A 23,216-nucleotide genomic window follows, 5' to 3' on the forward strand; every position below is an offset into this window, starting at 1 on the left:
GACACCCGGATGCTCACGTGTCGCGGATGATGGGCGCGTCGTCTTCGCGATGATCGTCCACGCCGCCGGGCGGATACTCGGTCAACTCGGGCCGGGATCGCAGGTAGAGCGTGCTTGCGACGAGCCCACCCCACACGATGACGATCGCGAGGACGAGGAAGGTGATGGCGATCGGGGTCATGACGATGCTCCTTCCCTGGTCGACGAACTCGAAGCGGCGGTCGAGCCGGCCGGCGGGTACGGCGGCCAAGCCGTGAAGTCATCCGGCGACGGCCGCCAGCGGAACAAGGGCAGCACGATGGCCGCGACGACGATGAACGCGATGGTGCCCCAGCCGACGACGCCCAGGTACCAAGGCGGGAGCCCTTCATAGCCCTCGACGATCAACGTGATGATCCGCTGGATGAGCATGTAGCCGAGCACGACGGGGGCAAGGACGCCGACCAGCAGAACCCAGATGCGACCGACCCGGAAGGTCGACACCGCGTTCAGGTGGTAACGGAGTTCGGGGCCCTTCCGCAGCACCCAGATCACGAGGACGGTCGACAGGACGGCGGATGCGACGATTCCGATGTTGTTGGCCCATTGGTCGGCCACATCCAGAGCGAGAAGACCCGTCGTGGTGGCGAACAGGAGCACGGACAGGATGGCGGAAACGACGCCGACGCCGACCGCGGCGCTGCGCCGTGACATCCCGAACTTCTCCTGCACCGCCGCCGACACGACCTGCAGCACGGAGATGAGCGAGGTGAAACCGGCCATCACCAGCGACCCGAAGAACAGCACGCCGAAGATCGGGCCGCCGGGCATCTGTGACACGATCGCCGGGAAAGTGATGAAGGACAGACCCACGCCGGTGAGACCATCCAGCTCACCGACCTCGATGCCCTGCTGGAACGCTAGGAACCCCAGAGTGGCGAACACCCCGATGCCGGCGAGGATCTCGAACGATGAGTTCGCGAAGGCGACAACGAGGCCCGGCGCGGTGAGGTTGGAGCGGCGGCGCCGGTACGAGGCGTACGTGACCATGATCCCGAACGCGATCGAGAGCGAGAAGAAGATCTGGCTGTACGCGGCGATCCAGACGCTCGGGTTGCCCAGCGCCGCCCAGTCCGGAGTGAACAGCGCGTTGAGACCTTCTGCGGCACCGTCCAGGAAAAGCGCTCGGATGACGAGGATCGTGAAAGCGACGACCAGCAGCGGCAGGAAGACGACGTTGACCCGCTGCAGCCCCTTGGCCACGCCCAAGGCGAGCACGACGATGACCGCGAGCCACACGATGACCAGCGGGATGAGCACGCCCGGGACGAACTGCAGACTGAAGCCGGGGTCGCCCACCTGCAGATATTCGCCGGTCAGGAAACCGGCCGGGTCGTCGCCCCACCTCAGATCGAAAGAGAAGACGAAATAGCTGAGGGCCCAGGCGATCACAGCCGTGTAATACAGCCCGATCACGAAAGCGATCATCACTTGGAACCAGCCGAGCGACTCCATCCAGCGCTTGCCTCCGCCGATACGTCGGAACGCCGTCGGCGCTGAGCCACGGAAGCGATGACCGACGGCGTAGTCGAGGAAGAGGATGGGGATGCCGGCGGTGATGAGCGCCACCAGGTAGGGGATCAGGAACGCGCCGCCGCCGTTCTCGTATGCGACGCCCGGAAAGCGCCAGATATTGCCCAGTCCAACTGCGGATCCGATCGCGGCGAGGATGAAGCCCACCTGACCGGTCCATAGCTCCCGCGGCTTGTCCGGGGTTGCTGACTTTCCGTTCTGCACATCGGTCATCGGGGCTCCTCGTATGCCGTCGCTACGCTGCGATGCTCGTCGGTACGCGGCACGTTACCAGCCCCGTCACGTTCCGCCCGCCTAGGCTGGCGGGCGATACGCGGAAGGAAACAGTCATGTCATTCGGTCAGGCCGCCTCGCGTCGCACACGCGACATCGCAGGGGCGGCACCCTGCCCCTGCGGAAGCGGAGACGCGTTCGGCGGATGCTGTGGCCCGCTGCTGCGTGGAGCGCCTGCGCCGACGGCTGAACGCCTGATGCGCTCGCGGTACACGGCGTTCGCCCTCGGCGACGACGACTACGTGGCGGCATCCTGGCATCCGCGCACACGACCGGAAGCTGTCGACTCGCTGGACGGGCCGCGCTGGACCGGCCTGGAAATCGTGGACATCGAAGCCGGTGGGCCGGCCGATACGAGCGGTGTCGTGGAGTTCCGCGCGACGTACACGGATGCGGGCGCGCGCGGGGTGCTGCACGAGCGCAGCCGCTTCGTCCGGCAAGCGGGGCGCTGGTGGTATGTCGCCGGAGACATCGGCTGACGACCCGCACCACGCAAATCGTGCGTACCGTTGAGGCATGCCACACCCCACCCCCGATCCCGTCCTGGCCGGCCAGGAGTCCGTCTGGGACTATCCCCGGCCGCCGCGCATCGAGGCCGTCGATCGGCGCGTCACGATCACGCTCGGCGGTCAGCAGATCGTCGACACGACCGACGTCGTGCGTGTGCTCGAGACCAGCCATCCCCCGGTCTACTACCTGCCGATGACGGCGTTCGCCCCCGGGGCACTCATACCTGCGCGCGGTTCGTCGTTCTGCGAGTTCAAAGGCTACGCACGCTACTTCGACGTGCGAGGCGGCGACCGGACGGCTCAAGGTGCGGGATGGAACTATCCGACCCCGGCCCACGGATACGAACTCCTCGCGGACCGCGTCGCGGTCTACGCGGGAAAGATGGACGTCTGCACCGTCGACGGCGAGGTCGTCGTACCGCAGCCCGGTGGCTTCTACGGCGGCTGGGTCACGGCCGACATCGTCGGTCCCTTCAAGGGCGACCCCGCGACGCTCGGCTGGTAACCGGGGCTCTCAGGCTCGCGGCGGTGGCTCGTCGTCGGACGCGGCATCCGGGTCGTCGTCGTCCTGGGTGATCTCCGTCGAGCCGTCCTCGGAAGCATCGTCCTCGGCACGCGCCTCCTCGAGCAGATCCACGAGTGCCGCGTCGAAGTCGTCCCCGCGCGGCGGTGTCGTCAGAAGCGGCTCGGCGGCCAGCGTCAGATCGATGAGCTCCCGCAGCAGTCCGCCGACGGTGGTGGAGCGGAGCAGTCGGAACTGATCCAGCTGTCCGAGGGGAGCGATCGCGGCGAGCTGCCAGCTCGACTCGAGCGGGTCCTCGGACAGTTCGATACTCGGGTCCCACTGCACCTCGGCGAATTCCGCCGCGCGCGAGAGCACCCGCCGGACGATGCGCTCCGCCTCCGTATGGAGCGGGGTGAGGGCGTCATCCCAGACCAGCGGTGGCAGCTCTCGCACGGATGCCGTCGGATAGGGCTCGTCATCGCGCCACTCATCCACCTCGACGCGTGAACCGCCGACGGCGATGAGGTGGATGTCGCTCTCACCCGCCATCACGTTGGTGATGCGCGCCATCGTGCCCACCCGAACGCGTTGCTCGCCGCCGCCGACCTCGCTGCCCCGCTCGATGAGCACCACGCCGAACTGCGGGTCGTCATCGTCGAGCAGCCGGCCGAGCATCATGAGATAGCGCTCTTCGAAGATCCGCAGCGCCAGCGGCGTGTGCGGAAAGAGCACCGCTCCTAGTGGGAACATCGGGACGTTCGCCATGCGTCCAGTCAATCAGCGTTCCGGGAAATCGGGGCCGGAAAGCGCACGTCGCCCACCGATCATGTGCACGGCGTCGTCGGGTGGGACCTACTGCCGCGCCATCCAGTACAGGTCGTAGTTGTAGCCGACGGCGGTCCGCACGCCACCGGCCGCATCGAGCGGCGCATCGACGATCGAGTGGAATGTCACCGAGTCGCCCGGCTCCATCGCCTCCAGGTCGAACGCGCTGACATACCCGTCCGGAAGCAACAGGTACTCGGCATCCAACGGTGCACCGCCGGGCGTGACCCAGGTGGTCTCGATGCCCCAGTCGTAGTCCAGCCAGGGCTCGATCGTCTCGTCGCCGACATAGGTCAGCGTCACGGGCGCGGCGCTGTAGGCGCCGCTGTCGGGAGTCGGGTTGAACAGGTCCTCCGCAGCGAGCTCACCGGTCAGGTCGACCGGCGTCCCGACCGAGATCTCCCAGACCGGACCCCCGGTCGCGGCATCCGAGATCGTGACGATGTCGCCGTAGCGGTACGGGCTGGCGATCGTCCCTCGGGTGCCGTTGCTGCCATCCGTCGGTTCGGCGGTCTCGGGCGGGGCATAGGTCTCGGACGAGGGGAGAGGCTGCGGATCGAAGCCCTCGTCGTCGCGCCAGGCATCGGCGAAGCCGAACAGGCCGAAGACGATCGTCGACAGAATCCAGGCCATCATCCCGCCGACGACCGCGACGAGGATCGCGGCAACGCCGAGGCCCTTGCCGCCCTGTCGGCGGCTCGCGAGCGCGACGATTCCGAGCACGACCGCCGCGAGCAGGATCAGACCGGCCACGGCGTTGATGACCGGGATCAGCACGGCCACCACGCCGACGACCGCGGCTGCCAGAGCAAGGGTTGCAAGCGACTTCGGGCGGGGATCGGGCGTCGCGCCGTACGCGGGCGGGTAGGGATACGGCGCTGTCCCCGCCGGATAGGGCCCTGGCGCGGCCGCGTACGGCGGTGCGGGGTACGGGGCTGGCGCAGCGGCGTACGGCGGTGCGGGGTACGGGGCTGGCGCAGTCGGGTACGGCGGTGCCGGGTATGGCCCTGCTGCGGCCGAATACGGCGGTGCGGGGTAGCCGGCCGGCGCAGCCGGGTACGGCGCACCGGGTGGTGTCTGCAGCGCGGGATTGGGCTCGGGCGGTGCCCCGGGATAGCGCTGAATGAAAGCGGGTGGCGCGGGATTCCGGCTCGCGTCGCCGGTCGGGACCTCTGTCATGGCACGTCCTTTCGGTGCACCGACCGCGCACGCCTCACGTCTCGCAGTGTATCCGCCGGCACTGTGCGCACGGGAACGCGGTCCACAGGCAGCTCAGCCCCGACGACGCAGCGCCGGCGAACCGCCCGCCCGCGTGAGAGCACGCGTAGCGTGGAGCCGGAACCCTGGAGGTCTTCATGTCTCGCGTCCTGATCATCGGCGGCCACGGCAAGATCGCGCTGCTGCTCGCTCGGTTGCTCGTCGCCCGCGGCGATGAGGTGACGAGCCTCATCCGCAATCCCGACCACGCAGCGGACGTCTCAGCAACGGGCGCTGCGCCGCTGGTGGCCGATGCCGAGACGCTGTCCGTTTCGGAACTCGCGGCTCTGTTCGCCGGTCAGGATGCGCTCGTCTGGTCGGCCGGAGCCGGCGGCGGCAACGCCGCGCGCACCTACGCCGTCGATCGAGACGCTGCCATCCGGTCGATGGATGCCGCGGCATCCGCGGGCGTGAATCGCTACGTCATGGTGTCCTACTTCGGCGCACGCACCGACCATGGAGTCCCGGCCGAAAACCCGTTCTTCGCGTACGCCGAGGCGAAGGCCGCCGCAGACGAACACCTTCGCAACAGCAGCCTGTCGTGGACGGTGCTCGGCCCGAGCGCACTGACACTCGACGAACCCACGGGCCGGATCGAGGTCGACCCCGCGGAGTCGACCTCGGTGAGCAGGGCGGATGTCGCCGCCGTCGTCGCAGCGAGCCTCGCCCAGGACGCGACGATCGGTCGGACGATCCGCTTCAACAACGGTCGGACCCCGATCAGCGAGGCGCTCGGGTGAGGGCCGAGTTCGAGCAGCTGATCGCCGATCGACGCGCGGAGCTGGAGACGCGGCTGGCCGCGGTGGAAGAACGGCTTTCGTCCATCCGGCTCGCCCGCAGCGGTGCGACGGACGACGACGAGCATGATCCCGAGGGTTCGACGCTGTCGACCGAGTGGTCTCGTGCCGAGGGTCAGCGGACGGACGTCGGCCGCGAGCTCGCCGACCTGGACGCGGCGTCCGAGCGGGTCGGCGCGGGGACGTACGGCGTGTGCGCGGCCTGCGGCAACCCGATCCCGGTGGAACGCCTGCGCCTGCTGCCCGCCGCCAGGCTGTGCGTGCCCTGCGCGTCCCGGCCCTGACGCCCTGAGCGCCGCTTGCGTCTCAGGTCTCGAGCATGCGGCTGAGCCAGCGGTTGCGGGTCTCGACCATGGCCCGCGACACCTGCGCCTGCGGCACGAACCCGTCGAACCCATGAAAGCCGCCTGGCCACACGTGCAGTTCCGCGACGCCGCCCGCCGCCCAGATGCGTGACGCGTAGGCGACGTCCTCGTCGCGGAACACCTCGGCGCTGCCGACGTCGATGAACGTCGGCGGCAGGCCGGAAAGGTCTGCGGCGCGCGCGGGCGCGGCGTAGATCGACACGTCGTCGGTGCCGCGGCGGTCCCCGAGCAGGGCGTTCCAGCCCGTGAAGTTGCTGGTCCGGTCCCACACGCCAACACCCTGGATCTGATGGCAGGAGATCGTCTCGTTGCGATCGTCGAGCATGGGATAGATCAGCAGCGACGCCTTCAACGCCGGGCCGTGGCGGTCGCGGGCAAGCAGGGTGACGCCGGCGGAGAGTCCGCCGCCTGCGCTGGCGCCACCGACGATGATGCGTGAAGGATCGATGCCGAGTTCGGCGGCGTTCGCGGCCGTCCAGACGAGGCCCGCGTAACAGTCCTCGACCGGCACCGGATCGGGGAACTCGGGAGCCAGCCGGTACTCGACGCTGACGAGCACGGCGCCGTGGCTCGCGACGAACGGGAGGAATGACTGCACCCCCGAGAACCGGTCGCCGAGCACCATGCCGCCGCCGTGGATGTGGTAGATCCCGGGGCCGGCGAGGCTGTGTCCGGCCGAGCGATAGATCGATACGACGATCTCCGCCCCGTCGTAGCCGGCGATCGTCCGCTCTTCGTGCACCGCCCCGACGCTCGCGACGACATCGTCGAGCCCCGGATCCCGCGGTGCCTGGCGCATGAGCGGGATCATCTCCGGGGTGAGCGTCGGCGGAATCCTCTCGGCCACGACGGCGAGCGCTGCCGCCAGCTCCGGATCGAACGGTGGCGCCGGGTTGGCGAGCATGCGGACCTCCATCGGTCGGGTCACCCTGCCGTGGGAGGCGGGTGCGCGAGAAACGTCGTCGCAGGCTATCGCGGCTCAGCCAGAACCACGCGCCCGATCATCGAACCCGGATGAACCGCGGTCCGTCGTACCCCTCCCGCTCGACCCGTTCCTCCCACATCTCGATCGGGCGGATCCAGAGATCCCCCGCGCCGTACAACGGCCGGAAGAGGACGTACTGCTCTTCGGTCTCGCTGTGTCGCGCGGTGCCGATCACTTCGTATTCCTGGCCCTTGAAATGCCGGTACACACCCGGCTCGATCGCGCTCACCGGGCACTGCCCTGCGTCTGATCGATCCACTCCGTGACGATCGTCCGCAGCGATGCCTCGTGCTGTTGCACGTCGCTCACGCCGTCGAACACGACGAACGCACGATCGGCTCCACGCCAGTCGAGCAGATCTCCCGGGTCGTCGATCTCGAGACGCTGAGGGTCCCCTTTGCGTCTGGCACCTGTGTGCAGAACGAGTCGGATGCCGCCTCCCGGAGTGATCCCGGTCGTGGCGAAGTGGTCTGCGATCGCGAAGCTCGGGGCGTTCCACTTGATCTCGCCTCGGATGCGATCGTCGCAGCTCTGGATGATGCGGCACAGCTCAGCCAGGGCGGTGCGCGCCGGTTCGGGCACGCCGCCCAGATAGGCGTCGACGTGATCCGTGCTCATGCGGCCTCCCCTCGGTTTCGCCGAGCCTACGGGACCGCCCCGCCGCGCTACGGTGGCCGGGCACCACTCCACGCTCTGCACCAAGGAGGTCCCCCCGATGATCGCTGTTCCGGACCTGCTCGACTTCGACGAGCTCCTCACCGACGACGAGCGGGCGGTGCGCGACCGGGTGCGCGCGTTCGTCGATGTGCGCGTCCGCCCCTCGATCGCGGAATGGTACGAGCGCGCGATCTTTCCGACCGAGCTGATTCCCGAGCTGGCCGAACTCGGCGTGCTCGGCATGCAGCTGAACGGATACGGCTGCCCCGGTCGCAGCGCCGTGGAGTACGGACTGGCGGCGATGGAGCTGGAGGCCGGAGACTCGGGCCTGCGCACGTTCGTCTCGGTGCAGGGCTCCCTCGCCATGAGTGCGATCCACACGTACGGGAGCGAGGCGCAGAAGCAGGAGTGGCTGCCGCGCATGGCCGGCGGCACGGTGATCGGCTGCTTCGGGTTGACCGAGCCGAACTCCGGATCGGACCCGGCGAGCATGACCACCTTCGCCCGGCGCGAGGGCGAGGCGTGGGTGCTGAACGGTGCGAAGCGCTGGATCGGGCTGGCGTCGATCGCGCAGATCGCTGTCATCTGGGCCCAGACCGACGGCGGCGTCCGCGGATTCCTGGTGCCGACCGATACGCCCGGGTTCGCGGCCACCCCGATCAGCCCGAAGATGTCCATGCGCGCATCCATCCAGTGCGACATCGCGCTCACCGACGTCCGTCTGCCGGCGGATGCGCATCTGCCCACGGCGCGCGGGCTGCGCGCCCCGTTCTCCTGTCTCAACGAGGCACGCTACGGAATCGGCTGGGGTGTCATCGGGGCGGCGCGGGACAGCTACGCGACCGCGCTGGAGTACTCGCTCACGCGGAGGCAATTCGACCGGCCGGTCGCCGGCTTCCAGCTGACGCAGCAGAAGCTCGTCGACATGGCCCTGGAGATCGAGAAGGCCCAGCTGGTCGCCCTGCGGCTGGGCCGGTTGAAGGATGCCGGCAGGCTGCAACCGCATCAGATCTCCGTCGCAAAACTCGGGAACACGCGCGCCGCGATCGCGATCGCGCGCGAGGCCCGGACGATCCTGGGGGGCAACGGCATCTCCGCCGAGTACTCGCCGATGCGCCACGCCGCAAACCTGGAGTCGGTGCGCACCTACGAAGGCACCGACGAGATCCATACCCTCGTCCTCGGCGCGCACATCACCGGCATCTCCGCGTTCCGTTAGGCCGCACCCACTCCGGCGAACCCGACGGCATCGGTCCGTAGGCTGGGTGGGTGGCATCCATACTCAACGTCTCGGCGTACCTCTTCATGCGGATCGACGACCCTGCGATGCTCCGCCCGGTGCTGCGAGAGCGCGCGGTCGTCGCGGAGCTGAAAGGCACGATCCTCTTGGCAGAGGAAGGCATCAACCTGGTCCTCGCCGGCGATGCGCATGCCCTGCGCGCGTTCGTGGCGGCGTTGCGCGCCGACACGCGGTTCGCGGATCTCACGCCGAAAGAGAGCTGGTCCGACACGCAGCCGTTCGGCAAGATGCTCGTGAAGGTCAAGCGAGAGATCATCCGCATGGACCATCCGACCATCCGCCCCGACGCCGGGCGGGCACCCGCCGTGACACCCGCGACGCTGAGACGCTGGCTCGACCGCGGCAGCGACGACGAGGGCCGCGAGGTCGTCCTGCTGGACACTCGCAACGCGTTCGAAATCGAGTATGGCTCGTTCCGGGGCGCGCTGGATTGGCGGATCGAACGGTTCACGCAGTTCCCGGATGCCGCGGCCACCCACCGCGCGCAGCTGCGGGGCAAGACGGTGGTGAGCTACTGCACCGGCGGCATCCGGTGCGAGAAGGCCGCCCTGTACCTGCGCGAGGAGGGCATCGACGCCTTCCAGCTCGACGGGGGAATCCTCGGCTATCTGGAGCACGTCGGTCCGGACCACTGGACGGGGGACTGCTTCGTCTTCGACGAGCGAGAGGCACTCCGTCCGGACCTCGCGCCGCGGGCGGTCAGCCGTTGAGCTCGCAGGAACGCCCGCGATCGAACAGCGAGGAGCAGGGCCGCGCGTCGGGATCACGCCACGCCCGCACGGTCGCCCTCTCCCTCGTCTGTGACGTTCTTCTCGTCGTCGCCTTTGCGGCGCTCGGCCGAGCCAGCCACGATTCGAACGTGCTCGCCGGCCTGTGGCAGACCGCGTGGCCGTTCCTCGCCGGCCTCGCTCTGGGCTGGCTCGTCACGCTCGCGTGGCGCGCGCCGACGGCTCCCGTGCGCACCGGCCTCGGCGTCTGGGCCGCCACGGTGGCCGGCGGGATGCTGTTGCGTGCGGCATCCGGTCAGGGAACGGTCGTGCCGTTCATCGTCGTTGCGGCATTGACTCTGCTTGTGATGCTGGTGGGCTGGCGCGTGCTCGCCCTGGTGGTCGCGCGCCGACGTCGGCGCCGAGTCTGAGTCCCCAGGGAGGTGCGTCGATGAAGATCGATCTGAGGAAGGGGATCACCGCCTACAGTGCGCGGCGGGGTGCTTTCGAGATGGTCGACGTACCACCGCTGCGCTACCTCATGGTCGACGGCCACGGCGCACCTGACGGGCAGCAGTATGCGGACGCGATCTCGACCCTGTACCGGGTCGCGTACAAGCTCAAGTTCTTCAGCAAGAACGAGCTCGATCGCGACTACGTCGTCATGCCACTGGAGGCGCTGTGGTGGTCCGATGACATGGCGAACTTCACCACTTCGCGCGACAAGTCCCGCTGGGACTGGACCGCGCTCATCCTCACCCCGGACTGGATCACAGCAGAGCAGTTCGAAAGCGCGCACGCGTCAGCGGCGGACGCACCCGCCATCGACCGACTGCGCCTCGAGCCGTTCGCCGAGGGGCGGTGCGTCCAGACGCTCCACATCGGCCCCTTCGACGATGAGGGGCCCGTCCTGGCGGCGATGCACGACGAGTTCATCCCGCAGCACGGACTGCGGATGACCGGAAAGCATCACGAGATCTACCTCAGCGATATCCGTCGAGCCGACCCGGCGAAGCTCCGGACGATTCTGCGCCAGCCCGTGGAGGATGCCGCGGACTGACACTGGGCGCGTGCCCCCGCGGTCGCCTGTCACAACACGCCCGCGCGGGCCACAGAATGCGACAGCGGAGCAGCCCAGTCTTGTGAGCCCGCCGGATGCATTTGGTCTTGGATTGTCGTGGTTTTCAATACGATTCCCCGCGCCAATTACCCGTGTGCGCGCAGGGCGCGGAAACGACGATCCGTCACTGAAGGGCGGCGCTGAGCGATTATTTCTGCCATTTCTATCGTGAGAATGCGCGAAAAGCAAGAACGATTTCCGGGTCTTTCGCGGCGCCGCGAAAATGACTCGCAATCGTCACGCAAAAGGCCCGAATTCGCGGGGAGTTGTTACTTGTCCGAACCGTGCCCTATGTTGGCGAATACATCTGGGGGATGACGTCACGGCTCGGCCAGAGGTCGATTCGACCGTGGTGCCCGGACCGTGCGACTGCCTCTTTTCGAATCGGAGCGCGCGGTGGAGCACAGTGAAGTGCGGCAGAAAAGCGATGATTCATCGCGGTACGCTTCGGCGCGCCGCGCATTCGGGTGTGCGGTTCTCGCGACTCTGCTGCTGGGCTTCCTGACCGCGGTGCCGGCGCGAGCCGAGTTCCGCGCGGCCACCGAAGACGCCTCCTGCGGTGTCGGGGTCAGCGCCGAGGCAGCCGATTCACGCCACATCAACCTGGTGATCGACGACTCCGGGTCGATGTTCGAGGACGTTAACCACGGACTGCTCGACCGATGGTCGAAGGCGAAGTATGCCCTCGAGGTGTTCGCTGCGATGCTCGGCGGTGAGGACACCCTCAACGTCTACCGGATGAGCGACTTCGCAGACGGTCGCGAGTCGGGGCCGAACGTGTCGCTCAGCGGAACGGAGCCGACCAGCGCCCGGGTCGCCAAGATCCACGCGATGCAGATGCAGGGTGGCGACACCCCCTACGCCCCGGTGCAGCGCGCATACGGAGACCTCGTGGCCGCGGCATCCGACAACAAGTGGCTGGTCATCCTCACCGATGGCGAGTTCGACGACCGCCCCGTCGGTGAAGTCCAGCAGGATGTGCGCGCATTCGTCGCGCAGAACACGACCGAGACGAATCGCCTGCGCGTTGCCTTCCTCGCGATCGGACAGCAGGCTCCCGTGATCGCGAATGAGCCCGCGAGCGGCATTCATTTCGAGCTCGCCCCGAATTCGGCCGATCTCCTGGACAAGATGACGGAATTCTCGAACCTCATCTTCGAGCGCGATGTCATCGCCAGCACGACCGGGAACTCCCTCTCGGCGGATATCGACCTCAGCGAGGTCCTGGTCTTCGCACAGGGTCAGCAGGTGGCCGTCGGCGATGCCAGCGGGAGCACGACCGGGCCTCCGGAGTCATCGGTCGAGGTGACCTGGGTGGAGAATGTACGCCCGTCTGAGCTCGAGACAGACCCCGTGCCCGACCGGACGCTTCGTGGCGTCCTCGCAAGATACGCCGATGTCCCTCGCGGTGATATCGCTTTCGACATCACCGGAGCCGAAACCGTTTCGTTCTTCTACAAGCCGAAGGTGCGGTTCGGAATCGAACTCCGCGAAACCAGCACCGATACCGTTGTGGACGCCGGCAAGATCGTCGGCGGCGAATACACCCTGGATTACGGATTCATGAATGCGGAATGCGCATTCATCACGTCGTCACTTCTCGGCGATGTCGAATACTCGGCCCGTGCCGTGAACGGCGACGAGGTGATTGCGGAGTCCTTTCAGCCCGGGGATCTGATCAGCTTCGACCGCGGGACGGTGCAGCTCGATGTCACCGCGCGCTATCTGGCGGGCCACACCTCTCGCGCGAGGATCAACCTGACGGTTCTCCAGCCGGCTCGGGCGACGGGCTTCGACTTCGACGCGCCGACCTACAACGTCAGTGAACTCGACCTCGAGGAACCGCCGCAGGGGGCGATCGCGGTCACGTATGGGCTGAGTTCGTCCGGGGACCTCGCACCTTTCAGCGCAGAGGAGTGGGCATCGGTCCACCCTGATGCATTCACCGTGGCGAGCTCGTCCAATCTCGAATTCGAGATCATCGTGGGGGAGGAGCCGGGCCGGCTGTTCGTCGTGCCGCACGCCGCGGGCGGAGATGTCTACGCGGCCGATACCGGCAAGATCCCGCTGAGCCTGACAGCGTCGCACGTCTTCGACGAACAGCTCTATGAAGCCAGCTCGTCGACGACGGTGATCGTCGTCGACGACATCGGATGGCTCGCCCGGTTCGGGCACTGGTTCGCAGATGTCGGCTGGAAGTTCTTCCTGGCGCTGGTGCTGCTGGTGCTGATCCTCGGCTATGTCCTGAAGCCGCGCTTCTCGAAGAAGATCAAGCGGAGCCCCACCGTGGCGGGGGTGCCGATGTCCGTCGGCGTGCAGTCCGAGAACGGCAACGGCAAGTTCCGCGTGCAATCCGGCCGCAAGCTTCTCCCGTTCGTCGCCGACCGTGCGACGGCGACATATGTGCCCCAGGGCGTGTCCGGCTTCCGCGCGCTGAGGCTGAAAGCGGGCCGCGGCGGAAAGATGACGCTCCTGAACTGGAAGCAGATCGCGGAACGCAAGAACGTGGCGCTGAACGGAAACGATCTCAATGAGGACACCAAGCGCGCGCCGATCCTCAGCCCTTCCACCAGCATCACCGCGGCGATCCCGAATCAAATGCGCTACGAGCTCTACCTGAACAACTGACGCCGCACTGCCTACTGCTTACCCGAACAGCACGAGAGGAACCTTCTATGCCTATTGCCCCCACCCTCATCCTCGGTCTCGGCGGCACCGGATCCAAGATCGTTCAGCACGTGGCCGAGAAGGTGAGTGAGAGCAGTTCGAGTCAGTCAGAGCGCATCGCGTTCGTCGTCTTCGACACCGACGTGAACGATCTCGGACGCATCAGACATGCCAATCCCGGGATTCACACCGTCCAGACGTCCACGCGCAACACGGTGGGCGAATACCTCACCATCAACACGAACGCGCGTGACAACTGGTTCCCCGTGAACGAGATGCTCAACCGCAAGACCCTCACCGAGGGGGCTGCCCAGGTTCGCGCGATATCGCGGCTCGCGTTCGACACCACGCTGAAGGGCGGCAACCTCGACGGCCTCCACCGTGCCATCGAACAGCTCTTCCGAATCGACAAGGATCAGGAGGAGCAGGCGCTGCGAGTGATCATCACCAGCTCCCTGGCCGGAGGAACCGGGTCGGGGCTCATCCTCTCGGTGGCGATGTATCTCGCCAACTACCTTCGGACGAAGTACCCGAAAGCCAAGGCGATCACGCGCGGGTTCTTCGTGCAGCCCGACGTGTTCTATTCCGTCATCAAGGCCACCGAGGAGCAGCAGAATCTGCAGGTGAACGCCTACGCCACCGTGCGTGAGCTGGATGCGTTCCTGATGAAGGGTGACAACACGCTGCCCCCTCAGTACCGCGACCTCGCCTTCGAGTTCCCACGAGTCGGCGCAGACGGCGTGGAGGCCATCTCGGCGATGCCCTACGACTTCTGCTTCCTGTTCGACGCGAAGAACTCCTCCGGTGGCAGCCTCGACTCTTTCGCGACGTACCTGGACCACGCCGCGACGTGCATCTACACCCAGTCCATCGGCCCCATGTCGAAGAAATCGAACTCGCGCGAGGACAATGTGCTGCGCGAGGTCATCAAGAACGACGGTCGGAACCGCTACGCGGGCGCCGGCGCCTCGCGACTGGTCTATCCGTGGGCGCACGTACGGGACGTCGTGGGCCTTCGGTGGGCCGATCTCGCACTGTCGGAGCAGTGGCTGCAGTTCGACGATCAGTACCGGGATCGCCTGGATGCGCTGGCGAAGCAGCGCGAGCAGGGATATGCCGCCCACGATCTGGACATCGCGGTCGAGTTCATCGGCGCGATCGACCAGAACGCGGCGAACAAGGCCCCATTCGCCCGTGCTGTTCAAAGCCAGTGCCTCGCCTACGACGAGGACGGGATCTCCGTCGTCGGCAACCGGTGGCAGGAATACCTGAGCGCCCTGCGCCACCACGTCCTGGCAAACGCCGTGGTCGCCAGCCAAGAGGCGCTGAAGCGGAACGCCACCGCGCGCGTGTCCGCACTGGCCGACAGCGCCGACGGCGACGACTACGTCAGCGCGTACTACGAGCTGAAGAAGTACCACGACATCGTCGAGCGGGACACCGAAGAAAAGGCGGGCCTCATCGGCTACACGCTCTTTCAGGCGGATCGACCGGGCATCACTCGTCAGCGCGATTCGCACCAGCTCGAGACCTACCTTCGCGAGAAGGTCACCGGCAAGTTCGTCCACCCGGTTTCTGCACGCTATTTCCTCTACAAGACGCTCAAAGAGCTGCAGGCGCAGAAGCAGCAGGTGGAGACCCAGTTGGCCAACACCCAGCAGTTCTTCTCGAACTTCGAGCGCAACGCGTTCGACGATCAGGGCACCGAAGAGGTCGAGACCGTCGAGGACCTGGCAAACCGCAAGCGCTCGATGATGGAGCGGATGCGCAACAAGCCCGGGTCGGCGCTGCAAGAACTCACGGATCAATTCCAGAACTACACCCGCAAGGTGGGTGAGCTCCGGGACCAGACGGTATACGCCAAGGTCCTCGAGGAGGCGATCGCCTACACGTCCGGGATGTCCACGTCCTTCGAGACCTTCTTCGAGGCGCTGAAGGGGAACCTGAAGCGGCTCAAGACGACCGTGGACATGCAGCGGACGAAGTACGACGACTTGAAGGGCTCGACGACGCGTTACGTCCTGGCGTCGTCGGAATGCCTGGACAGCGTCTACGAGTCCATGCCGTACACCGGCGGCGTCATGAGCGTGGACTCGGAACTGTCCGAGAGCATCTACAGCAAGGTTCGCGACTTCCACATGCTCGCCGATGGCAAGGACGGGAACTTCTTCCAGGACCTCTACCAGGACACGATGCTCGGCTACTTCTCCGAACAGGTCATGCAGCGCTACGAGAGCCAGATCAGCATCGATGTCATCGAAGCGCTCGAGCGTGAATACCGGATCACGACGAAGAACTACGAGGCCGACAACGTCGCCCACTATCTGCGTGGAGAGATCGACAAGGCGAAGCGGCTCGCCGCGCCCTTCCTCGAGCAGCCGCTGGGTGAAGAGCGGCATCCGATCGAGGCGTGTGCCTACAACCCGAAGCTCGAGGGTGACTCCGATCCGAAGCGGAGAAGCCTGATCTCCGAACTTCTGGGGGACTACGGCGGCGAGAAGGACGAAGAGATCAGTCCGCAGGAGATCCTGTTCTACAGCGCGATCTACGGCATCCGCGCGCGAGACCTGTCCAAATACTCACCTGCCCGTGTCCACGCGACACAGAACCGACCCGCCGGCCAGTACTTCTCCGCGTACTACAACCTCATCTCCGAGATCGAGCCGTCCGTCGAGGCGACCAAGGTGATCACGCCGCACATCGATCGCCGCTGGCACTGGATCTCACAGCTGCCCGACCTGGACGAAGGAAACCAGGCCGTCCAGCTGCGCGTCGTGCACGATGCCCTGCTGCTGGGACTGGTCCATCAGCGGATCGTGTGGACCACGGTGCACACCGACCACCGTGTCTATCAGTACCGTTCGGACAGCCCGATCGACAAGGACTTCATCGTCTCCAACGGCACGCCGTGCGATCACTTCCACGAGGTGATCGACGCGCTCACGATCAACCCCGTGGCGGTGCGGCAGATCACGCAGTCGATCGAGCGCCGCATGCGCACCCTCATGGAGGAGGCGCGGACGATATCGTTCGCCCAGACGCCCTTCGCCAGAGAGCTGCAGAAGGGGATCCCACTGCCGGAGCTGGAAGTCATCGTGCCGGCGCTCAAAGGCGCTCGGTTCACAATCTTCGACGTGGCGGCGTTCTACGGGATGACGGTTCCGAAAGACATCTACTCCGACATCCAGCTCCATGACATGGTGGCTGATTTCCTGGCGCACGTGCGCAAGGAGGTCGACGCCGTCGAGAGCAACGGCGATGCGCTCCCGGCCATCGAGGCTCTTCTGCTCGACCAGTTCACGACGTTCGAGATGAACATCCCTGCGCTCCTGGACAGCGATGGCCTCCCGTTCGCGCGCAAGCTGCGCCACATCCTGCGGCCGCTGTCGGACCTGCTGGACGAACTGCACCTGCGCGAGACGGTCGAACGAGTCGAACAGCTCGTACAGAGACTGTCGAACGGGTGAGGCGCACAACCACGTGTTCACCGTCATCTTTCTGAGCCGGTCGGCCAAAGCGATCTTCGACAAGTCGAAGACGTTCTTCGACCCGTTCCTCGAGAGAAACGAGATCGCCTTCTGCGACTGGAACGAGTCGCAGAAGGCGGTGACTCTGCATCAGGCGCTGCCGCGCCTTCCCGAGATCATCCGAGGCAAGACCGAGTGGCGCGCCGTGGTGGTCGACCACTTCACAGCGGACGATCTCGGACGGCGGGATGCAGAGAACCCGTTCGACTTCCTCGACAATCTCGGGCTGCATCCCAACCTCGTCGATTCGCCGCACGCGCTCGTGCGCATCTCTCATCAGCTCCTGGGATACCCATCGATGACGGCGCGCGGCTTCCAGCCCATCGTCAGCCACCGAGACGAGAGAGGCCAGCGCGTCGAGGCGGACTCTCCGGGGGGTGACTTTCGAGAGGTGCTGCGTGGTCTGAGCCAGACGCACTCGGACGTTCGTGTCGAGTATCGCGAGGTCCCGTACGCAGCCGAGGAGCGGTCCCGCCACGCCGAGCTGCGTGAACGCTACCGGGTGAAAGAGGTCTCGCCTTCGGAGGTCGTCTTCATCGCCACCCGCTCGAGGCTCGACGCTGATGAGCGCGCGCAATTGCACCACGCCTGGCGCGTCGAGACGGGTCAGCACGCGTCGCGCTTCGTCGAGCGCAACGATTACCCTCCGGCAAGCCGCTTCGCCGTGTACGACCTCCTCAACCGGGAGAACTCGGGCTACGAACAGGACGCGCTGCGGTTCTGGATCTCGGTACTGACGATCGCGGTCAACGTGCTGCCCCCGAGCGCCTTCCAAGCGGAGCGCCTGTATCGGCTGGGGGTGGACTTCAGCGAGCCGGCACTGGGGGAGCTCCTCAACTCGCACATGGGGCGGCTGACCGCGTTGCGCGATCATCTGGACTCACTCCTCAGTCGACGCGAGCGGGCGCCCGAAACCGACGTCCGAGAGCTGATGCGCGCTGAGAAGGTGCATGTGCAATTCGAGAGCATGGGCGGTGGAGATCTCGTCGTGCAGACGACCGGGTACGGTCTGGCGGTCGACGAACCCCGAAGCGAGGCCGCGGCATGGTCCGCCGACTACGACCAGTTGCGGGCGAACGCGGCCCAGTTCCTGCGCCGCCCGCGGCGCGTGCTGGCTCGCGCGGTCTTCGACACGCGAGCGAAGTCGCGCCGCCATGTCGGCCAGGACTACGCACTGAGCGAGATCGATCGCGACGAGATCGAGGACGAACTCGCGAAGCGTGTTCGTCTCCTCACCGAGCCGGCTACGACGGAAATCCTGGACCGTGACCGGCTGACGTCCGTCCTCGAGCTCGAGAATGAGCGAGTGCACCGCCACATCTCCGAGCGGATGCGCATCCGGACGATCGCGTTGGCGTCGGCACTGGTCGTGGCGGTATGGCTCGGCACATTCGTTCCGTACCTGATCCAGGCCTCGGCCAGGGACGGCGACTCCCTGCGATGGAGCATCTTCGTCGTCGCCGTCGTGGTGCTGTTGCTGGCGGGAGCGGGGATCGCCACGCTCGTCTGGATGCGCCGGCGCCTGGTCGAGCTGTTGAGACGCGTGAATGCCACGATGAGGTCGTTCGTCGGCGCAGTGAACAACGGCGCCGCCGTCTTCGGTGGATATCTCTCTGAACTCACGACGTATATGCATGCGCGGGCGTTGCTGCGCGGCGCGGATCGGTTTCGGGAAGACGAAAGGGTACGCAATCGACGAATCGAAGCGGTCCGAACGCGCGCGATCGCCGCGATCGAGGCCGAGAAGCGAATCGTCACGTCCCTGGGGCAGCCGCTGACCGTTCGCCGTATCACGACGGGGTTGGCCAGGTTCGACGTCGATGATCCGCACCAGATCGGGTCCTTCTTCCGCTTCCCGATCGGCGCCCGGGCGGCGTCGTTCAACACAACCGGTGAACAGATCCGGGCCCCCTACGACTTCATCGAACGGCTGTCGGTGGAACGCGTTCGACTGTTCGAGCGCGACACATCATCGCTCACCGGGAAGACGGTCAACGATCTCGATTCCATGGGAGGGGGCGACTGATGCTCGACTTCTTGCGGCAGGCGCTCTCCGTCACGCCGGTCGTGATCGCGCTCCTGCTGGTCCGCGCCGTGAACACCCCCAAGCTCACGCGGGTTCGTCAGTACCCCATGCCGTTCGTCGCGGTCATCTACGCGGTCGCGGCGCTCGCAGCGCTGCATGCGTTGAACTCACACATCGACGACCTCTTGCGATCACTGTTCCAGTCCGTGCCTTTCCTGCGGGGCCTCTACGACACCACGTGGCAATACGTCCTGGAGAACACTGCGGTACTGGTCGTCTTCGTCATCGTCAAGATCCTGGTCCGCGGGGTGTTCGATCGACTCTTCCAGGGCGAGGCCTTCCAGGGCAGCTCACTCGCCGAAAGTGTGTACCGGTACGACCCGGAGTACGCCATGTGGTTCGTTCGCACCGACAACGGGATGCTGCGGCAGTACTTGCGAGTCTTCTTCTGGGTGTCTGTGGCGATGGCGGTGGCGCTCATCGCGCTGGTCGGCATGTTCCCCACATGGCCCGGGTTCGCCGCGATCTCGTTTCCCGCTCTAGCCGCCCTCGTCGTCGGCGAGTTCGCCTACGCCGTCGACGGCGTGACGAAGCGTGAGTACCGTGGCGATGTTCTGGGGGAAGAGGACAAGCCCGACCGCGTGACCGACTACGCCGGCATGCGGGACGTGCTCAAGCAGACCTTCCCCGAGCGGGTCCTGGACGATGGGGTGATCTTCTCCTCGTCCGACTCGACGCAGACCTTCGGCAGGCTCGATGCTCTGGCTCACTCGGCCGATGAGGTGGACCGTCTCGTGGCCGGGTACTTTTCGCGTCTCAAGCAGTCCGGCCGCATCCTCGACACCAACCTGATCGGCGTTGCCGCTGATCTCATGCGTGGACGCAGTGCACTCATCAGTAACCCGTTCTACCCTGACCTGACCGCCTATCTGGCCTTTCCGGCGTACTTCCACCTGCTCCAGTCCAGCAAGTGCCTGATCATCTGCGGGCGCGATTCCATCGCTGCTGATCTGGTGGCCTGGATGGATGAGGGGCTCGAGGGCATCACAGGTGTCCCGGATCTGTGGCGAGTGGACCTGCTGAGCACGACGGCGAATCCCGAACTCGATGTCGGCGTCCTGCGCTTCGCGGACGTTCACAACCTCGACATCGTGCGTGCCAACGACGACTTCCTGCGCGATGTCGACTATGTGATCTTCGCCGAGCCGTCGCGAACCCTCGCGACGGGCCAGGTGGGGCTGGGCTTGGTGCTGAATCGCTGCGGCGGCGACTCGACGCCGGTATTCGCTGCGTTCGACCGCAATCACGACGGACTCGTGGACACGCTTTCGCACCTGTTGAAAGTCGACCTGACGGATGTCGTCGCGGCGGCTCTGCCGCGAGGCGTGAGCACCGACATGATCTGGCGCCCGGATGGCGCACCCATGCACGCTGCCGTGCTTCCTGCCATCAGTCGATATCTGGGGATGGGAATCGAGATCGGTGCTGTCGCCCTCAAGTATCAGGTTGCCGCCGTGGACTGGGTGGGTGGGGATGCGTTCCCCGTGCAGGACATGATGTGGATCGCGGGGCAGTACTACAGCGAGATCAACGCGTTCGCCGACCTGGAACTTTCTCAACACGCGCTCACCGATGCCATCCGACCCGTGTCGAACCCCTGGGATGTTGCGACGGCGACCAACAGATTCCTCATCGTCGAGGACGAGATCCGCAATGTGTACGAGTCGATCCGGTTGTACTCGACCCGGGCGCAGGATGAGGGCTTCGTCAACCTGATCAGTGAGGACTACCTGCTCCGCGACTACATGGTCGCAAACAGTCGCATCTTCGCGGCGGATCCGAAAGCGATTCCCTCCATCGTGCCCGACTTCGCGCGCACTGAGCGGAACCTCGTGCTGCGTCTCCTGCTCACACTGCTCACCTTCGGCATGTCGGAGACGGCGCTCACGCGCGAGTTCGAACTCATCGGGCGCCAGCTCCCTCCGATTGTTCCGCCGCGCGAGAGCGACGCCGACGAGGAGGAGCGGGATGCACCCGTGATCATGCTGCTGAGAGACCTCATCGGAGTGCACACCGGCATTCGCGCGGCGATCTTGGACAAGTCCCTCGTACCGGAGGGCGCGGTGCACGAGGATCGCGGCGTTCAACAGCGGCACTACAGAATCCCCGAGGGAACGCCGGTCGACCGCGTTGTGGAGGAGCTTCACGCCGCGTACTTCTTCGTCGAGGACGAAGCAGAGGGTCGCGATTACCTCGGCTCGACCTTGTACGGGCTCGTCTATCAGGTGATGCTGCCGGGCCAGTTCGTCACCTATGCCGGAAAGCACTACGAGGTGCAGAGCATCGGCCGTGACGTCCGTCGCAGCGGTGTGGTGCTTCGTCGCGCTGCCGAGCACATCCGCGATCGGCACGTCTATCGTCCCCTGCGCTCCTTCGCATTGCGGGAGCGTCGAGTGGACGATCAGTCGGCCGGTCGGAGGGTGGTGGGTGAGGTCTCCCTGACGCACACGTTCGCCACGATCGAGGTGGCAACCAGCGGATACCTCGAGCTGCCCAGCAGGGCTGACCTTCCCAACGGGCGGCAGACCTTGGTCTCGGGCATCCCGCTTCGCGTGCACACGAACAAGGAACTCCTCGAGATCCGCCTTCCCGGCGTGGCCGCGTCCACCCGTCGCACCATCACGCTTCTGCTCAACGAGCTCTTCGTGACGGTCTTCCCCGACTCGCATCAATATGTCGTCGCGCTCACCTCCGACCCCGACGGGTCGTTCTCGCCTCTTCTCGACGGGCTCACTGCGGAAGATGACGACGGTGGCGACGACGTGATCTTCATCGTCGAGGACAGCCCGATCGACATGGGGCTCACGATCGCCGTCGAACGCAACTGGCGGCGGCTCCTCGAGATCATCTCCGACTATCTGCTCTGGCAGACCGAAGGTCATGAGAGACCAGGGACGACCCCCGTAACTGATGTGCCGGTGTTTCCCGATGACGCGCCGGAGGACGTCGCCCAGCGGCGACACATCGCGGCCGAGCAGGACGCGATCGGTGCGGCAGTCCCGCGAGCTCCTCGCCGTCTGTCCTGGTGGATGCGGTTCCGGCGTTGGGTCTCCCGCGTGCGCGCGCCCGCCGGGTCGGCACCAGCGGAGGACGCGACGCCGGCAGCCTCGACGGACGCTGCAACCCCAGCAGTCGTGCGAGTGGATTCTTCGCCCGTCGACGACGCGCATCCGGCGGAGCCGGTCGGAGTCCCGTCGGTCCCGGTGGAATTCGCTTCCGAGCCGGAGGAGGGTACGCATGCCCGCGAGTGAGTTCCTGGCCTACGGTGGCGCGGACGCAGCGCACGGGGTCGATGTCGACGGCACGCTCGAATATCTTCGCCGGAACGGGTTCGCAAACGGCTATCTGCAGCGGGCGCGGGAAGCGCTCGAGACCTACGAGAAGAGGCGATTCACGTTCGAGCCCATGAACGCCAGCTACTGCGACTTCTGCTTCATGAAGCTGATGGGCGGCGAGCATGACCGTCTGAAGGACGGAAGGGAGAGGTGCATCCGCTGCTCGCGCACTGTGCTGCGCACCAGCGACGAATTCCACGAGGTGTTCTCATCGGTGAGACGCAATCTCGAAACCGCATTCGACATCTCCGTCACCGTTGCCATGCGTGTGCGAATGGTCAACGCGAAGGAGATCGCGCGCAGTTCGGGGGAGCGGTTCGAGCCGACCGCGGGCGTTGATGCGCGCGTCCTCGGTTATGCCGAGAAGACTGCAGGAGGCTACTCGCTGTTCATCGAGAACGGGTCGCCGAAGCTCGCGGCGATATCGACGATCGCACACGAACTGACCCACATCTGGCAGTACCGAACGTGGGATGTTCGTGAGATCGAGCGCCGCTACGGCGAGCGGCATCGGCTCGCCGTGTATGAAGGAATGGCGACGTGGGCGCAGATCCAATATCTGCTCTTCACCAGAGAGTTCGAGCAGGCCGACCGGCAGGAGGCGTACGCGGCGCAGCGCACCGACGATTACGGCGTGGGATATCGCCTCTTCGTCGAGCGGTACCCGCTCGCTCGGGACGGCGACATCGACGCCGACACACCTTTCCGGCACGCCTACCCTCTGTAGGT

The 23,216-nt window shown here is 66.0% G+C and carries 20 protein-coding genes; 13 read left to right on the forward strand and 7 right to left on the reverse strand.

From position 1 onward, the window contains the following. Nucleotides 1-13: 13 nt before the first annotated feature. Together ABD655_RS07945 and ABD655_RS07950 are read right to left on the reverse strand one after the other, a co-directional pair. Entirely contained in the window at nt 14-181 is a 168-nt protein-coding gene (locus ABD655_RS07945) for a methionine/alanine import family NSS transporter small subunit (protein ID WP_344713003.1), read from the reverse strand. Next, the gene (locus ABD655_RS07950) at nt 178-1,785 is read right to left on the reverse strand and encodes a sodium-dependent transporter (protein WP_344713004.1); all 1,608 of its coding nucleotides are present in this window, start codon (nt 1,783-1,785) and stop codon (nt 178-180) included. Before ABD655_RS07950 ends, ABD655_RS07945 begins: the two co-directional genes overlap by 4 nt. 116 nt (nt 1,786-1,901) lie before the next feature. Here ABD655_RS07950 and ABD655_RS07955 point away from each other — a divergent pair, with 116 nt between their 5' ends. Together ABD655_RS07955 and ABD655_RS07960 are read left to right on the forward strand one after the other, a co-directional pair. Continuing rightward, nucleotides 1,902-2,324, forward strand: coding sequence for a YchJ family protein (locus ABD655_RS07955; RefSeq protein WP_344713006.1), 423 nt, complete (start codon nt 1,902-1,904; stop codon nt 2,322-2,324). A 37-nt stretch (nt 2,325-2,361) separates the two neighbouring features. Further along, nucleotides 2,362-2,859 (forward strand): DUF427 domain-containing protein, encoded by a 498-nt coding sequence (locus ABD655_RS07960; protein WP_344713007.1) that lies wholly within the window; start codon nt 2,362-2,364, stop codon nt 2,857-2,859. Nucleotides 2,860-2,868: 9 nt separating this feature from the next. Here the strand turns inward: ABD655_RS07960 and ABD655_RS07965 are convergent, their stop codons facing one another. After that, entirely contained in the window at nt 2,869-3,624 is a 756-nt protein-coding gene (locus ABD655_RS07965; protein WP_344713009.1) for an LON peptidase substrate-binding domain-containing protein, read from the reverse strand. Nucleotides 3,625-3,711: 87 nt separating this feature from the next. After that, nucleotides 3,712-4,863, reverse strand: a complete 1,152-nt coding sequence (locus tag ABD655_RS07970) for a hypothetical protein (RefSeq protein WP_344713011.1) — start codon at nt 4,861-4,863, stop codon at nt 3,712-3,714. A gap of 176 nt (nt 4,864-5,039) precedes the next feature. Here ABD655_RS07970 and ABD655_RS07975 point away from each other — a divergent pair, with 176 nt between their 5' ends. Together ABD655_RS07975 and ABD655_RS07980 are read left to right on the forward strand one after the other, a co-directional pair. Beyond that, nucleotides 5,040-5,681, forward strand: coding sequence for an NAD(P)H-binding protein (locus ABD655_RS07975; protein WP_344713013.1), 642 nt, complete (start codon nt 5,040-5,042; stop codon nt 5,679-5,681). Then, on the forward strand, nt 5,678-6,022 hold the full coding sequence (locus ABD655_RS07980) for a TraR/DksA family transcriptional regulator (protein ID WP_344713015.1): 345 nt from the start codon (nt 5,678-5,680) through the stop codon (nt 6,020-6,022). The genes ABD655_RS07975 and ABD655_RS07980 overlap by 4 nt, the downstream gene beginning before the upstream one ends. Before the next feature lie 22 nt (nt 6,023-6,044). Here the strand turns inward: ABD655_RS07980 and ABD655_RS07985 are convergent, their stop codons facing one another. The 3 genes from ABD655_RS07985 to ABD655_RS07995 form a co-directional block, all read right to left on the reverse strand. Continuing rightward, nucleotides 6,045-7,007 (reverse strand): alpha/beta hydrolase, encoded by a 963-nt coding sequence (locus tag ABD655_RS07985; protein WP_344713016.1) that lies wholly within the window; start codon nt 7,005-7,007, stop codon nt 6,045-6,047. Between the two features lie 97 nt (nt 7,008-7,104). Further along, a complete protein-coding gene (locus tag ABD655_RS07990) occupies nt 7,105-7,317 on the reverse strand; it encodes a DUF1653 domain-containing protein (RefSeq protein ID WP_344713017.1) in 213 nt (70 codons plus the stop codon). Further along, nucleotides 7,314-7,706 carry a hypothetical protein gene (locus ABD655_RS07995; protein ID WP_344713019.1) on the reverse strand — a complete coding sequence of 131 codons (393 nt, stop codon included), beginning with the start codon at nt 7,704-7,706 and terminating at the stop codon, nt 7,314-7,316. The genes ABD655_RS07990 and ABD655_RS07995 overlap by 4 nt, the downstream gene beginning before the upstream one ends. A gap of 97 nt (nt 7,707-7,803) precedes the next feature. Here ABD655_RS07995 and ABD655_RS08000 point away from each other — a divergent pair, with 97 nt between their 5' ends. From ABD655_RS08000 to ABD655_RS08040, 9 genes are all read left to right on the forward strand, one after another. Continuing rightward, complete coding sequence (locus ABD655_RS08000; protein WP_344713021.1) at nt 7,804-8,964, forward strand: acyl-CoA dehydrogenase family protein; 1,161 nt, start codon at nt 7,804-7,806, stop codon at nt 8,962-8,964. Between the two features lie 50 nt (nt 8,965-9,014). Continuing rightward, a complete protein-coding gene (locus ABD655_RS08005) occupies nt 9,015-9,755 on the forward strand; it encodes a sulfurtransferase (RefSeq protein WP_344713023.1) in 741 nt (246 codons plus the stop codon). Further along, nucleotides 9,752-10,183, forward strand: coding sequence for a DUF3054 domain-containing protein (locus tag ABD655_RS08010; RefSeq protein WP_344713025.1), 432 nt, complete (start codon nt 9,752-9,754; stop codon nt 10,181-10,183). Before ABD655_RS08005 ends, ABD655_RS08010 begins: the two co-directional genes overlap by 4 nt. Nucleotides 10,184-10,203: 20 nt before the next feature. After that, nucleotides 10,204-10,812 (forward strand): GyrI-like domain-containing protein, encoded by a 609-nt coding sequence (locus tag ABD655_RS08015; RefSeq protein ID WP_344713027.1) that lies wholly within the window; start codon nt 10,204-10,206, stop codon nt 10,810-10,812. A gap of 456 nt (nt 10,813-11,268) precedes the next feature. Then, entirely contained in the window at nt 11,269-13,500 is a 2,232-nt protein-coding gene (locus ABD655_RS08020) for a vWA domain-containing protein (protein WP_344713029.1), read from the forward strand. 47 nt (nt 13,501-13,547) lie between these two features. Continuing rightward, nucleotides 13,548-17,006 (forward strand): tubulin-like doman-containing protein, encoded by a 3,459-nt coding sequence (locus ABD655_RS08025; protein WP_344713031.1) that lies wholly within the window; start codon nt 13,548-13,550, stop codon nt 17,004-17,006. A gap of 13 nt (nt 17,007-17,019) precedes the next feature. Next, entirely contained in the window at nt 17,020-19,092 is a 2,073-nt protein-coding gene (locus ABD655_RS08030) for a hypothetical protein (RefSeq protein WP_344713033.1), read from the forward strand. After that, nucleotides 19,092-22,403 carry a hypothetical protein gene (locus ABD655_RS08035; protein WP_344713034.1) on the forward strand — a complete coding sequence of 1,104 codons (3,312 nt, stop codon included), beginning with the start codon at nt 19,092-19,094 and terminating at the stop codon, nt 22,401-22,403. Before ABD655_RS08030 ends, ABD655_RS08035 begins: the two co-directional genes overlap by 1 nt. After that, the gene (locus ABD655_RS08040; protein WP_344713036.1) at nt 22,390-23,214 is read left to right on the forward strand and encodes a hypothetical protein; all 825 of its coding nucleotides are present in this window, start codon (nt 22,390-22,392) and stop codon (nt 23,212-23,214) included. The genes ABD655_RS08035 and ABD655_RS08040 overlap by 14 nt, the downstream gene beginning before the upstream one ends. Nucleotides 23,215-23,216: the final 2 nt, after the last annotated feature.

The sequence above is a fragment of the Microbacterium terregens genome (genome assembly GCF_039534975.1).
GTDB lineage: Bacteria > Actinomycetota > Actinomycetes > Actinomycetales > Microbacteriaceae > Microbacterium > Microbacterium terregens.

Coding starts and splice junctions, on each gene's coding strand:
- ABD655_RS08025 (WP_344713031.1), top strand. CDS start 13,548: ATGCCTATTGCCCCCACCCTCATCCTCGGTCTCGGCGGCACCGGATCC.
- ABD655_RS07965 (WP_344713009.1), bottom strand. CDS start 3,624: ATGGCGAACGTCCCGATGTTCCCACTAGGAGCGGTGCTCTTTCCGCAC.
- ABD655_RS07985 (WP_344713016.1), bottom strand. CDS start 7,007: ATGCTCGCCAACCCGGCGCCACCGTTCGATCCGGAGCTGGCGGCAGCG.
- ABD655_RS07955 (WP_344713006.1), top strand. CDS start 1,902: ATGTCATTCGGTCAGGCCGCCTCGCGTCGCACACGCGACATCGCAGGG.
- ABD655_RS07945 (WP_344713003.1), bottom strand. CDS start 181: ATGACCCCGATCGCCATCACCTTCCTCGTCCTCGCGATCGTCATCGTG.
- ABD655_RS07975 (WP_344713013.1), top strand. CDS start 5,040: ATGTCTCGCGTCCTGATCATCGGCGGCCACGGCAAGATCGCGCTGCTG.
- ABD655_RS07970 (WP_344713011.1), bottom strand. CDS start 4,863: ATGACAGAGGTCCCGACCGGCGACGCGAGCCGGAATCCCGCGCCACCC.
- ABD655_RS07960 (WP_344713007.1), top strand. CDS start 2,362: ATGCCACACCCCACCCCCGATCCCGTCCTGGCCGGCCAGGAGTCCGTC.
- ABD655_RS08015 (WP_344713027.1), top strand. CDS start 10,204: ATGAAGATCGATCTGAGGAAGGGGATCACCGCCTACAGTGCGCGGCGG.
- ABD655_RS08035 (WP_344713034.1), top strand. CDS start 19,092: ATGCTCGACTTCTTGCGGCAGGCGCTCTCCGTCACGCCGGTCGTGATC.
- ABD655_RS07995 (WP_344713019.1), bottom strand. CDS start 7,706: ATGAGCACGGATCACGTCGACGCCTATCTGGGCGGCGTGCCCGAACCG.
- ABD655_RS07950 (WP_344713004.1), bottom strand. CDS start 1,785: ATGACCGATGTGCAGAACGGAAAGTCAGCAACCCCGGACAAGCCGCGG.
- ABD655_RS08040 (WP_344713036.1), top strand. CDS start 22,390: ATGCCCGCGAGTGAGTTCCTGGCCTACGGTGGCGCGGACGCAGCGCAC.
- ABD655_RS08000 (WP_344713021.1), top strand. CDS start 7,804: ATGATCGCTGTTCCGGACCTGCTCGACTTCGACGAGCTCCTCACCGAC.